This is a genomic window from Paenibacillus sp. 32O-W (genome assembly GCF_007679495.1).
In the GTDB taxonomy this organism is placed as follows: domain Bacteria; phylum Bacillota; class Bacilli; order Paenibacillales; family NBRC-103111; genus Paenibacillus_L; species Paenibacillus_L residui.
Genome location: NZ_VEGP01000045.1, coordinates 13,467 through 28,479, shown reverse-complemented (window position 1 = coordinate 28,479; position 15,013 = coordinate 13,467). Strand labels below are relative to the sequence as shown.

12 protein-coding genes are annotated in these 15,013 nt (G+C 49.9%); 3 read left to right on the top strand and 9 right to left on the bottom strand.

Features of this window, described 5'->3' with window-relative positions:
* Positions 1 to 179: 179 nt before the first annotated feature.
* Positions 180 to 647 (top strand): hypothetical protein, encoded by a 468-nt coding sequence (locus FS806_RS17140; RefSeq protein ID WP_144939071.1) that lies wholly within the window; start codon positions 180 to 182, stop codon positions 645 to 647.
* Positions 648 to 653: 6 nt separating this feature from the next.
* Here the strand turns inward: FS806_RS17140 and FS806_RS17135 are convergent, their stop codons facing one another.
* From FS806_RS17135 to FS806_RS17120, 4 genes are all read right to left on the bottom strand, one after another.
* Positions 654 to 1,586: an ABC transporter permease gene (locus FS806_RS17135; RefSeq protein WP_144939069.1), complete on the bottom strand. Its 933-nt coding sequence runs from the start codon at positions 1,584 to 1,586 to the stop codon at positions 654 to 656.
* Positions 1,583 to 2,581 (bottom strand): ABC transporter ATP-binding protein, encoded by a 999-nt coding sequence (locus FS806_RS17130; protein WP_225312775.1) that lies wholly within the window; start codon positions 2,579 to 2,581, stop codon positions 1,583 to 1,585. The genes FS806_RS17135 and FS806_RS17130 overlap by 4 nt, the downstream gene beginning before the upstream one ends.
* Positions 2,582 to 2,738: 157 nt before the next feature.
* On the bottom strand, positions 2,739 to 4,184 hold the full coding sequence (locus FS806_RS17125) for a HAMP domain-containing sensor histidine kinase (protein WP_144939068.1): 1,446 nt from the start codon (positions 4,182 to 4,184) through the stop codon (positions 2,739 to 2,741).
* The gene (locus tag FS806_RS17120) at positions 4,163 to 4,870 is read right to left on the bottom strand and encodes a response regulator transcription factor (protein ID WP_144939066.1); all 708 of its coding nucleotides are present in this window, start codon (positions 4,868 to 4,870) and stop codon (positions 4,163 to 4,165) included. The genes FS806_RS17125 and FS806_RS17120 overlap by 22 nt, the downstream gene beginning before the upstream one ends.
* 387 nt (positions 4,871 to 5,257) lie before the next feature.
* Between FS806_RS17120 and FS806_RS17115 the strand changes: the two genes are divergently transcribed.
* Positions 5,258 to 5,773, top strand: a complete 516-nt coding sequence (locus FS806_RS17115; protein WP_144939065.1) for a GNAT family N-acetyltransferase — start codon at positions 5,258 to 5,260, stop codon at positions 5,771 to 5,773.
* 9 nt (positions 5,774 to 5,782) lie between these two features.
* Here FS806_RS17115 and FS806_RS17110 read toward each other — a convergent pair whose 3' ends face one another.
* Positions 5,783 to 6,154, bottom strand: coding sequence for an aminoglycoside adenylyltransferase domain-containing protein (locus tag FS806_RS17110; protein ID WP_144939063.1), 372 nt, complete (start codon positions 6,152 to 6,154; stop codon positions 5,783 to 5,785).
* Positions 6,155 to 6,312: 158 nt separating this feature from the next.
* On the opposite strand from FS806_RS17110, the gene FS806_RS17105 reads away from it, so the two are divergent.
* Positions 6,313 to 8,088: an ABC transporter substrate-binding protein gene (locus FS806_RS17105; RefSeq protein WP_144939061.1), complete on the top strand. Its 1,776-nt coding sequence runs from the start codon at positions 6,313 to 6,315 to the stop codon at positions 8,086 to 8,088.
* A gap of 63 nt (positions 8,089 to 8,151) precedes the next feature.
* Here the strand turns inward: FS806_RS17105 and FS806_RS17100 are convergent, their stop codons facing one another.
* The 4 genes from FS806_RS17100 to FS806_RS17085 form a co-directional block, all read right to left on the bottom strand.
* Complete coding sequence (locus FS806_RS17100) at positions 8,152 to 9,327, bottom strand: LCP family protein (RefSeq protein WP_144939059.1); 1,176 nt, start codon at positions 9,325 to 9,327, stop codon at positions 8,152 to 8,154.
* 350 nt (positions 9,328 to 9,677) lie between these two features.
* Entirely contained in the window at positions 9,678 to 10,085 is a 408-nt protein-coding gene (locus tag FS806_RS17095; protein ID WP_144939057.1) for a GtrA family protein, read from the bottom strand.
* Positions 10,075 to 11,043: a glycosyltransferase family 2 protein gene (locus FS806_RS17090; RefSeq protein WP_225312774.1), complete on the bottom strand. Its 969-nt coding sequence runs from the start codon at positions 11,041 to 11,043 to the stop codon at positions 10,075 to 10,077. Before FS806_RS17090 ends, FS806_RS17095 begins: the two co-directional genes overlap by 11 nt.
* Positions 11,044 to 11,078: 35 nt before the next feature.
* Positions 11,079 to 14,888, bottom strand: coding sequence for a glycosyltransferase family 39 protein (locus tag FS806_RS17085; protein ID WP_144939053.1), 3,810 nt, complete (start codon positions 14,886 to 14,888; stop codon positions 11,079 to 11,081).
* Between the last annotated feature and the right edge of the window lie 125 nt (positions 14,889 to 15,013).

Genomic DNA, 15,013 nt, shown 5'->3' with positions numbered 1-15,013 from the left:
TATGGTTTGGAGGTAAAGGTGGCTTATCTGAGGATTCCCCCCTAGATGAACCCGGTTTGTAAGGTTGTCTTTAAAATGAGGATTAGTTCAACTCATGAGGTGAGAGTAGGAAAGCCCGTTTGGGTTATATGCGTATGCTATAATTGCATTACCTCTATCTTTTCGAAAGGATGCCGACAATGAGTAATTCATTAACCGACCTGAAACGAGTTCCGCATACTATATTGGAGCATAGATTGGAAACGGCCAGGAAGCTGGAAGAGAACGAAACCGAAGCCTATGAGCTTCTCAAGGATAAAGAGACCGGCGAACACTACCTGATGTATCACTATATTCATTTGAATGTATCGGAAGGCGGTCACAAGGAAACTTATTATCACTTCATGCCCATAGGTCATGACGACGCATTGGCTATCGTTCTCGGAGAACAGGGGTATCATTATCCCGAGCAGTGGAATCGCCCCTACCTTCGCAACAGCTCTAACGACGATTCTTATGTCTGGTTTGACCCTTCCACTTCAGAATCTTATGAGTATTACGAGCGGTTGGGCCAGTTGCTTAATGACAAGCTGACCCGGTTCAAAAAGAATGGAAAGCCGGACCCCGATGCTATCCGCAGCTTGCTGCAAGACCTGGATAAACTATAGCCGATATCAGCTTCGCACATCCCTTCGAGAGAAGACAATCCAGGAAAGTGCAATAAATAACAGGTAATAAAGAGTCAACATGAGAATGGAAAAGCTCGGCGTTAATCCTTCCATAGGTGCGCTGCCCTCCAGATAAGGAAGCAGATTGGTATGGGTGAACAGCAAGTATTTCACCCAGCTATAGCCGCTGAAGAAGAGAACGAGCGCATTCCCTGTAAACATGAGTACAATGGCACAAGCGACAGCCAGCGTTCCGTTCTTGAACAGTGTAGAGATCGTAAAGGCGAAAGTGACAATCATCAGCAGATGGACGGATTTAAGCCCGTAGATTTGAAGAAGATGCAGCAGAATGGAGCCTTCCTTGACTTCGCCGTTCGCTACGTACAGATAAGGGGAAAAGGCTTCATAGAATCCGAATTTAAACCCTCCAACCAATACGGAGACGACAAATAGTAGAATCAGCAGGAAAACCGCGAACATAAGGACGGATAAATATTTCGCAAGAAGAATGCGTGATCTGGACACGGGGCGAATCAGCAACAGCTTCATCGTCCCCCAGGAATATTCTCTGGCCACACTATCCGAAGCGATAATGACCGTAAATAAAGTAATGAATGAAATGAATAACGTGTAATCCCGAACGGTTCCCCATAGAGTCGAATCATCGGGTGGAAGATTATAGTTCAGCCTATACTCGTTAATGGCTATTTCGTTCCTTAACTTTTGCTTGTCAAAATCGGAGAGAGAGGGATCTTCCAGCATTGTAGTCAAGCTGCTGTTCGCTTCATTAAGCTGCTTCCACCATTCATCATTCTTATCGGCCGAGGGAAGGAACGAGACGGCAATGGCCACTCCAACAAGCAGCCCTATGAAAATCCAGGTGCGAATTCTTTTGTATATTTTCATATTTTCATTTTGAATGAGCGGCCATAGATTCATTTCCGGTTCCCCTCCCCTATTTTCTCCCGAAGCGTATTCCCCGTGCTTGTGATTTCGAGGAATTTATCTTCCAAATTTTTTGCCAAAATTCGGATCTCATACACTTTGACACCGGCAACGACCAAGCATTCATTCAAGGACGGAATCTGCCCGATCTCCGAAGTTACCCGAATTCCAGCCGGATCATCCTCGACCTTCATATCGGCATAGCCAGCCTTTATCGTATTTTTCGCCAAATCGGGACGGTCGATATTAAACATAACCGTGACCTGCTCTGTAGTTCCGACAGCGACGCTATGAACAATGGTTGGGACATCCCTAATCGCTCCGTCCTGTATAATGGCCACCCGGTCGCACATCAATTCCATTTCCGACAGCAGATGGCTGGAGACGACAACCGCCACGTTTTCTTCATGAGCGAGCTTTTTCAAATAATCTCTCAGTTCGCGGATCCCTGCCGGATCCAGCCCGTTGGTCGGCTCATCCAGCAGCAGCAAGGAGGGACGGTGCAGCAAAGCTTGCGCGATCCCCAGTCTCTGCCTCATGCCTAACGAATAAGTTTTAACCTTATCGCGAATGCGGGATTCCAGCCCGACGAGCTTGCTTAAGTACCCGATTCTGTATTTATCCGCTCCCGGAGCCATTCTCGAATAATGAAGCAGATTATCATATCCTGACAAAAATTTATACATTTCCGGGTTTTCGACAATTGCGCCCACATATCTTAACGCCTTCACCTTTTCCCGGGAAATATCGTGACCTGCAATTGCAATCCTGCCGGATGTTGTCGATATTAACCCGACAATCATGCGGACAAGCGTTGTTTTGCCTGCCCCGTTCGGTCCGAGCAAGCCGACCACTTCTCCGGGATAAACTTGCAGATTCAGATTCCGGATAATCTGACGGCTCCCTAACTTTTTGGACACATTATGAATATCGAGAATAGGTTGACGTTCGTTGTTGGGCATCGGCCTCTGATCAGCGTCCATCTTCATATCCATTCGCTCCTGTCCAGACTATTGATAAGATTTACAGACATCATACTTCATCCATCTTTATCAGGCCTTAACAGAATCTTTAGATGAGCTAACCTTTGTCTTAAATCGGCATGCAACCAAAAAACCGCACCTTTACGGTACGGTTCACAAAAATTTATCCGCTCTTTTGTTCATTAAGAGGAAGACGGATGGAGAAGATCGTCTTCTCTGTGCTGCTGGAAGTCAGGAACAGCATCCCTCCATGCTTCTGGACGATTTTATAGGCGATAGCCAGCCCTAGGCCATTGCCTCCCGCCGTAGATCTCGCATCATCCCCACGGACGAACGGATCGAACAAAGTCGCTTTCAGCTTGTCCGAAATCCCTCTGCCGTTATCGGCTATTTCCAAGACAACGGATCCTTCCTCCTGCCACAAAGCAATTCGCAGTTTCGTTCCCGGAGGATTGTACTTAGCCGCATTGGTCAGCAGATTCGCTACGACCCGACTCATATGGTGCTGATCAAAAGCCAGCATGATGCTCTCATGGGGCAGGTCCACCTGGATATCCAGCCTTTTTTCATCCAATTGCTCATAATGCTCCGCGACCATCTCCCGCATAAAGTCGGCAAAATCTTTGCGCTGCAGCGATAAATGGAAATCCGGTGCATCCAATTTCAACAGTTCGAACATGGAGTCGATCAGAGCGGTCATTCTTACGGATTTGTTATAGATAATCTTTAAATAGCGCTTCTTCTTCTCCTCATCAATTTCAATGGGCTCTGACAGAGTTTTGGCATACCCTTGTATAGTAGTCATCGGAGTTTTCAGATCGTGGGACAAATCTATCAGCATACGCTGCTTGCTTTCTTCCAGTCTTTTTTTCTCCCGCTCGCTATTTTCAAGTCTTTCCGAAAGGACATTGAAGGCATCCCGGATTTGCCCGATTTCCGACTCCGGCACTGCTTTCAGGTCTATTCTCGTAGCGTAATTTCCTCCAACCATTCGGGTCAGACCCTTGGCGATAGTCTGCAGAGGCCGGCTTATCCGTTTCGCGGTCCAAAATGTATAAATAAATACGATCAACATTAAAAGCACGGGAATAGCGAGAATAGAGAATAGCAGATGAAGCGCTACTTTGTTAAGGGCTTGATCGGAGTTTTTCATTAAATCAATTGCCCCATTAATCGCCTCCTTGGGAACCTTCACCAGCAAGGAATAGACAGCCCCGTCCTCTGTTTCAAAAGAAGCCGCTGACGCATAGACATCTTTGTCTCGCGAATAACTGAGAAGGCGGTAAAGCTCGGAAACGGTATATCTCTCGACGGAATCCTTCTTCTCTCCGATGACATGAATCACTTCGTTGGATTCGTTAATAATTTCTGCCCAGCCTCCAAGCTCTTCCGCCTCACCGAGCTGGATATTATGATAATCGCTCCGGACGATATCTTCCGCTTTAATCATGGGAATAGTATTGGATTCGATGCTCTGATAGATTAAATAACCGACATACACAAAGCTGGTAATGACGACAAGTGACGTAATAAGAATAATCATGAGGTAATTCCACATCAATGTAGGGTATATTTTCCTGGCCTTCATTACGGCACCTGCTTCTCCCATTTATAGCCGATACCGCGGACTGTCTTGATATACACCGGATGGCGCGGATCTTCCTCAAGCTTCTCCCGTATTTTGCTGATATGGACCATGATCGTATTGTCATCGCCATAATACATCTCTTCCCATACGGACTCGAATATTTTGCGCTTTGTAAACACCTTGCCGGGGTTCTCCATTAGCAGCAAAACCATCTTGTATTCCATGGAGGTAAGAGGTACCTCTACTCCGTTTCGGCTGACGACACAGCTTTCTTTATCCAGTATCAAATCTCCCGATCGGAGAAGCCTGACATCCTCAGATTCCCCGGTTGCCATGCCGAATTTATAGTATCTGCGAAGCTGGGCGCCGACCCTGGCCGTCACCTCCAGAGGATTGAAAGGCTTGGCGATATAGTCATCCGCTCCAAGACCCAATCCCAATATTTTATCGTTATCCTCCCCTTTGGCCGATAGCAAGATAATGGGGATGTACTTTGTTTTCCTGATTTCTCTCAAAGCCTGCAATCCATTCATATTCGGCATCATAATATCCAGCAGAATCAAATCGACGGAATGCTCGCTAAGCTGCTTCAGAACCTCCTGGCCGTCAGCCGCCTCCAGCACCTTGAACCGTTCCTTCTCCATATATAAAGAGAGCAGTTCCCTGATTTCCTCTTCATCATCGGCTACCAATATCGTATGAGACAACCCTTAACCCTCCTAAACTGTTCACGGCTTGTTCCCTCCACTCGGGCAAGCCAACCTACCTCTTCCCATTGTACCGGATTCCTCGTGTAACAATCTTAAAATTACCATAATTTTGGAAAACCTTTTTTGACCATGGCTTAGCTTCTCGGCACCGTTATCTGTATGTATGTTTGCTGACACACCGGCCAACCGGAATATTGGTTAATTGGCTGCGGCCTCCTGAAATATAATGTTGAAGAAGGAAAAGGGCCAGGTTCAGTAGAATCCTTTAACAAAGTCGGGTTCATGCGAAGCGGAAGAGTTCCCGCGTATGACTTCAGCCGCAGGAGAACAAAATACTCGGCTGGATTCTGAAGAGGATGATCAGCAGACAAGGAGGAATGCGAAATGTTCGCCAACCGCCCCGTCAAGGAAGAGGATTTGGATACCATATGCCGGTTTCCTAGCAATGAGAAGGAATTGTTCTTTATGTTTCCGGCAAGCGATTACCCTTTAACGAAGGAGCAGCTGCGAATTGCGATTGCGAAACGCTATGAATCGACCGTCATTTTGCTGGACAACAGGGTGGCGGGATTTGCCAACTTTTATTTACTGCAGCCCGGAGAAGTCTGTCACATCGGTAACGTCATTATAGATCCTTCTCTTCGTGGTCGAGGCGCCGGAGCCTACCTGCTCCGCACCATGATCGGCATCGCCCGCGATAAGTACCGGATTCCCAGAATCGTCCTTGTCTGCCATCACAACAACCTCCCGGCACTTCTGTTGTATACCAAGCTCGGTTTTAAACCTGTCAGCATCAGCAAAATAGAAAATAAGCACGGACGTCCGGTCGCCGCTATATCATTGGAATATACGATGGAACTGCCGCCGTCCATCGACGGAAGCAGCGGCCATCAGGAATAAAAATTCATGTCATGCTCTGTCGGCGGTCTCCCTCATAGGAGACCGCTCCCCGGCTTTGGGATGGTTCTCGCAATATTGAAGGATATACTGAACAAACCGGCGCAGCTCTTCAGCGCGGGCCTTCTTGGATTCGTAATACGAGACGGATGAACGAATTTTGTTGATCCTGAGCGCCTCCCGAATAAGCTTGTGCCAATGCGCAGGCAGAACCGACAGGGCATATTGGCCTGCCGCTGCTCGGGTGGCCGCCGAACGGCCATCCAAACCATAAACAATTTTAGCCAGATTCAGCACGGTGTACTCGACTGTCCTCTCATCTTCTTCCGGCAAATGCATCAACACCGCGGCGGCCTGCTTACCCCAATATGCGTTCCATTTCATCTTTTCTTTCCCTCCTGTCTCATTTAGTTCCCCTTGGGCTTTATACTTTTTATTGTACCTTGTAAAATAAGAAGAAAAAGAGCAAGTTTTTTTTCATAATTTCACATTTTATTCTGACTGCGGGAAGCTACAGCTCATTGGAAACAGGAGGGACGGAAATGATCATGACCCGGCATTATTTAAAATGGAGGCAAATGTACGCCCATATTAGCGAAGGGGAACCGATTGAGGTTAAGCTGGATGAGCTGGCCGACGCTTTGGAATGCACCCACCGCAATGTCATTCTTATTCTTAAGCGGATGAGCGAAGCCGGTTGGCTGGACTGGAGGCCCGAGCGCGGCAGGGGGAAACGGTCAACCTTGACCTTCTTGAAGCCTGTGGAAGAAATGGCGCTGCACGCAGCGAAACAACTGGTGGAGAAGAAAGATTTGAAAGGGGCTTTGGAGCAAATCCATTCTCCACTGCTTCCCTCCAGCCTGAAGGAAACCTTCCATGACTGGCTGTACAGCTACTTTGGTTATTCGAAAGAAAACGGCGCCGGTTTCCCTGTCGATACCCTCCGCTTCCCAATGAGCCAGCCGATCTATTCGCTGGACCCTATTTATATTCGTTATGCCAGCGAGCTGCATCTGGTCAGCCAGCTGTTCGACAGCTTGGTACGACGCCATCCGCTGACCGGCGAAATCGAGCCACATTTAGCCCACGCCTGGGAGACCGATGCTGCCCGAACGCAATGGACCTTCTATCTGCGCAAAGGGATTCTGTTCCACCACGGCCGGGAAATGAGGGCCCAGGATGCTGCCTATTCCCTTAACCGGCTTCGCAAGCTGGAAGAAAAATCACTCTACCGCTGGATTTACAGCGATATTGAGGAAGCTTCCGCTTCCGATGCCACGACATTAATCGTTCGGTTAAAGCGGAAGAACGAATTATTTCTTCCGTTTCTATGCACCAGCAGAGCCTCTATCGTCCCTGAAGACATAGGCGAGCAATCCGCTACGGCATTCGAAAGGATGCCTGTCGGGACAGGGCCGTTCAAACTGACGCAGAACGATCATAATATGTGCGTACTCGAAGCTTTTCCTTTCTACTTTCAAGGAAGGGCTCATCTGGACCGGGTCGAAATATGGAAGCTGCCCGATTTACATGATCCGCATCAGAATAAGCTGGACAGCTTTCAAATCATACACAACTTCCGTCTGCCCGATAAGGCGGCAGGCGGGTGGAACCAGGTCAAGCATCAGGGAACCACCTGCAAATTCATTACCTGGAATATGCTGAAAGAAGGCCCTCTCCAGAGAAAGCTTCTGCGCAAGGCCATCTTCTCTTCCGTGAACCGGAAACGTATACTGGATTCACTCGCCGGCGATGTAATCTATCCGGCGGACGGCTTTCTGCATAAGGCCGAAGGCGAATATAAGGAAGTGAACGGTGAAGAGGCTTCGGAACAATTGCGGGCAGCGGGATATAACGGGGAGATGCTGAGCCTCTGCACTATTCCCCAGTACGAGAACGATGCCAGGCTGTTTCAGAAAGTCTGCCGGGAGTCCGGGATTCGGGTGGAGCTGACTCTTCTTCCTTTGGAGCAGTTTCAAGGGGAGGATCGGCTCCGCCATGATCTGATCCTGTTCTCGATCATGCTGGATAGAGATACGGAGCTGCGATTGATTGATTTATATCAAAGTATCCTTCAGCATTCGGCAGGAGCTGTCGCGGACCTGCTGGCTAACAAAATCCGGGAATTGACCCTGGAACCGGACGCAAGCCGCCGATCCGCTCTGCTGCTTGAGCTGGAAGAGCGGCTCAAGACCGATGATATTCTTCTCTTCCTCTATCAGAAGCATCTCAAAACCGTCTATCATCCTTCGGTGAAAGGAATTTCTCTGGACTCTCTGGAGTGGGTTCAGTTCAAGGATATTTGGTTCAAGCCTTAAAGGACTGTTTGCATGGAAAATGTCAGAAGCGGCCGAAAGATCGGCCGCTTTGCTGATTTGTATTTACTTCTTCCCTTGTCCGTAGGTATCTTTCGTAACCGAGGACGGTTGTTTGCTTGCATTAGGCTTCGGGCTGGGTGTTGGTGTTGCATTAGGCTTTGCGCCAGGGCTTGCACCCGGCTTGCTTGTGCTGCCCGGCTTGGGTGTCCCGGAAGGAGTTACCCCTGGCGAGGAAGACGGGTGGGCGGAAGCCTTGATGCCCAGTTCTTCCTTCAACGCGTTTCTCGCCTGGTCGATATCTTCATCCTTCACGATAATATAAGGGCTGACCCAATCCCCTTCCAGGTGAACATATTTAATATTCCCTCTATCGATGTTGTAGTATTTCTCAAGGAAGTCCCGAATTTGTGAGCTTGGAATATCGGATTTCATCTCTTCTCCGACAGCCTCGATCAGTTGGCCTACCTTCGTTAAACCGGAGAACGATTTTAGTTTTCCGAACATTTTATCCAACACTTGCTGCTGCCGCATATTTCTTGCAAAGTCTGTCGATTCCGCCGTTCTAACGGAACAGCTATTGCTTGACTTCCGATAACGGACAAAGTCCAAGGTCTGCTTGCCGTTCAGCAACTGCGTGCCCTTCTTCAGATTAATGTTCGTTCCGTCATACGAATCTTTATAGCACATATCCATATCTACATCGATGGTGAGTCCGCCCAGCTCATCAATGGCTTTAACGAAACCGTTAAAGTCAATGGTCAGCATGTAGTCGATCGGCACTTCCAAATACTCGCCGAACAGCTCCTTCGTCTTGGCGAAAGCCGTCTCCTTATCCTGCAAATAAAAATGAGGATAATAATAGTTCGCTTTCCGGTGAGGGAGACCATCCGGCGTGAGCTGAACATCCCGCGGAATAGAGACGACCGTGGCGGACTTCCGTTCCGGATTGAGGGAAACCACCATGATGACATCCGTATTCATGCTTCCGGTTTCCTTGCGATGGTCAATCCCCATCAGCATTACCGTCAACGGCTTGACCTTAGCCGATTCCTCCGGGGGAACATGCTCTTCTACCCCGACGTCATCAATTACATCGTTTGCTTTTTGATAAATATAATTCGCATAAACTCCTGCAGCCACAATCAAAGATATAAGGGCGAGTCCAAGGCCAATTATTATTTTCGCGTAGAGCGGAAGCGACCGTTTCTTGGACCTCGGAGCTAAATTTAAATCTGACATGGATTAACCCCGTTTCACGTTTTTCTTGCTGTATTGCTGAGCAAACAACCTGCTATACATGGTACATCGGCCAAATCACAAATCTGTTACAAAAAGATTAAATTTCCGACATTTTCTACCAAATTCATCCATTTCCAACCTATCCGGCAGGCACACAAATTACAGTTTACAAGAAAAACGTGAAAAAGAAAATACGATTTTATCGCCGTCCGTCCTATTTCATCTGCGCCACATTCCGCAGGACCAACGCCATGATCCACGGAGATTATTCCTTCCTTGTTCGCCGGACTTGCGGATGCACGCTCACTTACGATTATTAGACGATGGATTCCGGCAGAAAGTTTCGCTCTTTATGAACGGCTTTCATTGCGGAATACCCACAGCTTGGTGCCGGTGAAATTGACTATCATCGTAATGGCGGTCACACCTACCTTGGCGGCCAGAGGGTGGACTCCGAACCGTTCGCCCAACAAGTACAGCAAGACGAGGGACAGAGCGAAGGAAACCCCGTTGACCGCCGCAAAACGGGCAAATTGGGCTGCGGTCGTCCGGCTGCCGTTAGCGAAGGTCCATTTTTTATTGCATAAATAGCTGTTCGTCACTCCGCCGGCATAAGCGATGCACTGTGCAGCCAAATAGTGCATTCCGACATAGATGAGCAAGGTGAACAAAGCAAAATCAACGAGCGTGTTCAGAACCCCGACCAGATTGAATTTAATGAATTGGACAAGGCTCTGCCGATTTCCTTTAGCGATCATCCTCCGTACTCCCCTTCTTCGTGCCGAATCCTTTGGTTTCCTTAACAATATAGAGAGGCCGGTTCTTGGACTCATCATAGATCCGGCCGATATACTCGCCGATGACGCCAAGCATCAGCAGGACAATCCCGTTGAAGAACAGGTTGATTGCGATAATCGAAGCCCACCCCGGTTCCGTCGAATTCGTAAACAGCTTCTGATACAGAACGATCAGCAAATACAGGAAGCTGGAAAGCGACAGGACAAAACCGATATATGTGGCCAGCTTAAGAGGCTTATAAGAGAACGAGGTGATGGCGTCCAGGGCGAACCGGATCATTTTCTTAAGCGGATATTTGGTTTCCCCGGCGGCTCTCTCTTCCCGGACATATTCTACTGAAGTTTGATTAAAGCCCACCCAGCTGACCATCCCGCGGATGAACCGGTTCTTCTCCTTCAGGCCCGACAAGGCGTCGCAAACTTTGCGGTCGATCAAGCGGAAATCGCCCGTATCTACCGGAATATCAACACTGGTCAGGCTGCGGAGAAGGCGGTAGAACATCAATGCCGTCGTTTTCTTAAAGACCGTCTCTCCCTTGCGCTTCAATCGCTTGCCGTAGATGACATCGTAGCCTTCCTTCCATTTGCGGATCATGTCCGGAATGACTTCCGGAGGATCCTGAAGGTCGGCGTCGATGACGATCACCGCTTTGCCTTGGGCATAATCCATTCCGGCGCTTATGGCAACCTGATGACCGAAATTGCGCGAGAAATCGATCAGCCTCACGTTCGGGTCCGTCTGACACAGCTCCTTCACGATCTCCGCAGACCGGTCCCGGCTCCCGTCATTGACAAACACGAACTCATAGGGCTCTCCCGTCCCGTCCATCACTCCCTTAAGACGGCGGTAGGTACGGAGTATGACCTCTTCCTCGTTATACATGGGTACTACAACTGAATAGTTTGGTTCGTATGACAATGAGCTACCTCCTTGACACATGCGGCTCACAGCTTCTAACTATAAAAATACCAAGATGGAAACCACTTTAACAGGCCTGCATATTCTTTGCTGATGATCATGCCGGACAAGATGGGATAGAACATGGCGAAGAGAACGAGACATAAGCCCAAATAGGCATAGATCGGTATTTTCATCTGCGGCCGCGCTTCTATTCCCTTTTTAAAAATAAAGGTCAGGCACAGAATCAGAAAAGGCACCATCGCGAAGAAGTGATAGATAAACGTCAGTCTGGGAACGAGCATCCAAGGGATGTACTGTGAGAGAAATGCGGTCACCGCGACCAGCATCCCCCGGTGCCGGTTCTTGAACAGCCACACAATGACCGCCAGAACCGCCAGCGTGCCCAGCCACCAAATCGCCGGATTCCCCATGGACACAATGCTCGAAACTTGTCCTTCCGGGAGCAGAGATTGGCCGGAGTAATACCAGATCGGACGAGCCATGAACGGCCATTCCCACCAGGGGGAAGAGAACGAATGCTCCGCAACCAGCTGGCTGTGGTAATCGAACATATCCTTCTGATATTGTATCAATTTGGCCAGGCTTACTTCTTCACCCGCGGTCATCATGATCGGGACAAAAGACAAGCTGTAAATAATGAGCGGAAGGATGACAAAGAACAAAGAGCACCATAACACACTGGCCAGCGCCATCCTTGGAAAAGCAAGAACCTCCGCTGCCGAGGCACCGCTTCCCGCGGAGTCCGCCGATTCCGCAGCATTCAAGTTACTGACCTCAGCCTTATTTCGCCGCACGGCGGAATATTCGCGGTATCTCTCATACAGAGTGAGAAAAAACAGGAAAGCGAGTCCCACTCCTCCATAAATCACTATCCACTTGCTCGCCGCCCCGATGCCGAAGAACAGCCCGGACCAGAACAAGGGGACCAGCGTCTTCCTCAGGCCGTCCCGATACATATTCATTTGATAGTAACGGTACATAAAATAGTACATGAGCATGATGAAAAACACGCCGTAAACGTCAATGGTCGCTATCCGGGTTTGGGCGAAATGCATAAAATCGCAGGCAAACAGGAAAGAAGCGATAAAGGCATAACGAGTGGCCCCAAACATGCGGAAGGCGAACACATAGATGATTGGAATCATCGCGATTCCGAATAAAGTACCCACTATCCGCCAGCCGAAAGGATTCATTCCGAACACGGCCACCCCGGCGGCGATCAGCTCTTTGCCCAATGGCGGATGTGTGTTCTCGTAAGGTTTGATGCTCTCCAAATGCTCATAGGCCGCCCTTGCATGATAGATTTCGTCAAAGTAGGTGCCGTGCAGGAAGGTCGGATGATAGACCGCCGCATTCGGCTCGTCGAATAAGTGCCGGGCAGCCTCCTCCACCGCTCCGCCCTCAGTCCGGATCGAGCGGACGGGAAGCGGCTCCGCCGCATCCTTGACGAAGAAGGCCAGCTCCTTAAGCTCGAAGCCTGAACGTTCAGCCGTAATCCTGGCATAACGTGCCTTCACATCTACCGGGACGCTGGTCCAGGTAAACACTTTGACATAGTTCATGTCTACCGTTTTGGGCTCGCCCCAATCCCCGTTCTCCGCAGCAAATTCAAGCCGGAACCGGCCATCCCCGATTCCGCCGAAGGCGTTCGTCCGGTCAATCAGCCGTTCATCGCCAAAATCCACGATGACGGCCTCGCCGTCCCTGGAAGGCTTCCACGATTGTTCGGGCGCCCGGAAGGAGCCAAGCTGGAATAATGCAACTGCGGCATAGATTACGGTGAGAAACGATATCAGAATCCAGTCTTTCCTTTTCCAGCGGTTTCTAACGCTCCCATGCTGCTCCTGCGAAGCTTCCTCCGCCCTCCTCACCCAAACCGCCTCCTCATCAGGATCATACACCGGCCGCACTTTTCCATTAACGAACCGGTCCCAGGCGGTCTTGATCAACAATGCCAACAGCAGAACATTAGCCAGAGACGTCAGCAGCAGCAGCCCGTCAAACCGTCCGACGGCGTACATATGCTCCAACCCGTGCGCAAGCACATAGCTTACGTTAACGTAGGAAGTGATGCTGAAGCCGACGAACAAGTGCAGCACCCTCCGATCCCCGGATTGGATGAAGCTGAGCAGAGCCAGAAGGAGTGCGGGAAAAAGATACCTTTCGTGCATCTTAACGCCTAGGACAAATACGACCGAAATCAGAACAAGAGCCATTAAACAATAATCGGGCTCCGTACCTTTCTTGCGTTTGAAGAACAAAAAGGCAGTAAAGATGGTGACCGCGACAATAAACAGCCACCCCCAAGTCTGGTAGGACAGGAACAGAAGCTTCTGTTCCTGAGAAACCCAGTTGCCTCCTGTCAGCGCAAACAGATTGAAGGCATTGAGAGTTGCGTAAGGGTAAGACTGCAGAGTTTCCAGATAGAGCTTAAATACCCACAACAGCGGTTTATGTAACGCAAATGGCAGGACGCCTGCAATAAAGACTGCGGCCCCGGCCACAAATCCCGTTCCCAATTGCCTCCAGCTGCGTTCCCGGGCGAATCCCAGCAGCAATACGGGAGTGAATATGAGCGCCTGCGGCTTGATAAGAACGGCAAGCGCGAACCAGACGCTGGCTGCGGTCATCTTCCTTCCTTGTACCTGAAGCACAGCCAGCACCAGAAAGAAAGTGAAGAAAGAGTCCACCTGTCCCCAGGCTGCCGAATTCACCAAAACTGCGGGATTGAACGCGTAAAGTGCAGCCAATCCGACCGCCGCGGGACGGGACAGCCGGGCGGAGGCCATCCGGTAAACGAGAAGCGATGCGGCCAGGTCGGCCAGAATGGCGGGAAGCTTCATCCAGACGGCAAGCGCAGTCGAAGATGCGGAGAGCCCCAGCCATTCCTGGCCTTTACCCAATAAGTACAAGATATAAATATAGCCCGGCGGATAGTCCGCGAAAGTCGTTTGATCATAAAATCCGGTCAGCCCCGCTTCTACCGCATCTCTTGCCCAATATGCGAATGTAGCCATATCTCCGGGGTGCCCGTGCACCTTGACAGCAATCCACAAGCGCAGCAGCAAAGCGGAGGAGAGCAGCAGAGCCACCCATTCCGCCGCGCCGCCAGAGCTCTGTCCGGACAGCCTCCATTCTTGACGGATTCGCCAGTGATAAAGAACGGCAAATCCGAGGAAGAACAGGAGCGCGTAGACAAGCGGCGAGAATAAGGAGACCTTCGCGTTCCCGGCATCCGGGCCGCCATCGGTATCCAATTGTGTCTCGGCGGGAGCGAAGGACACCGGTTCGGCCCCGGCGGGCAGCCCTTCAACTTCCTCGAAAGCCACATCATCGAAGTAGACACGCCCCGTATTCAGGCTGCCATAGCCGCCGAGGCGCAAGGCGACCTCCAGCTTCTGCTGCTCCGGCCCCGTCCTCCCGTATAGTTCTACATACTCCCATTGACCTTGCGTATCCCGGAAATCGGCTGACGTTTCGATCGTTCCGAGAACAGACAGATTGGCCCCCTTCATTCCTTCGGGGATCTGCTCCGCTTTAATCCAGCCGGACAGCCGATAGAGTGTATCCGGCTTGACCGATACGCTCTGCACCCATTTGGCATCGTTGGGCACCGTGCTTTCTATGAGAAGGAAGAACGATCCGCTGCGGGCGCCCTCCCCATGCTCAACAGCGAATCGCGTTGCCTCCTTCCCGGAGATCCAGCTATCGGCCGCCCACGCCTCACTTTTATTTTCAAATCCGGCATTCTGCAGCAAATTGACGGAAGCTGAGCAGGTCCCGGTCCACGACACTGCAGCCAACCAAATAATTAAGGCAAAAATCCATCCTTTTCTATTCAAAAGTATTCACCTGCTTCACTGATTCATCCGTTGACTCTCCTATTTCGTCTATTATGCCAAAATCCGGCTTTGCGCGATAGCCTAAAAATAATTAAAGCACTTCTCCCCATCACAACGTGACATGA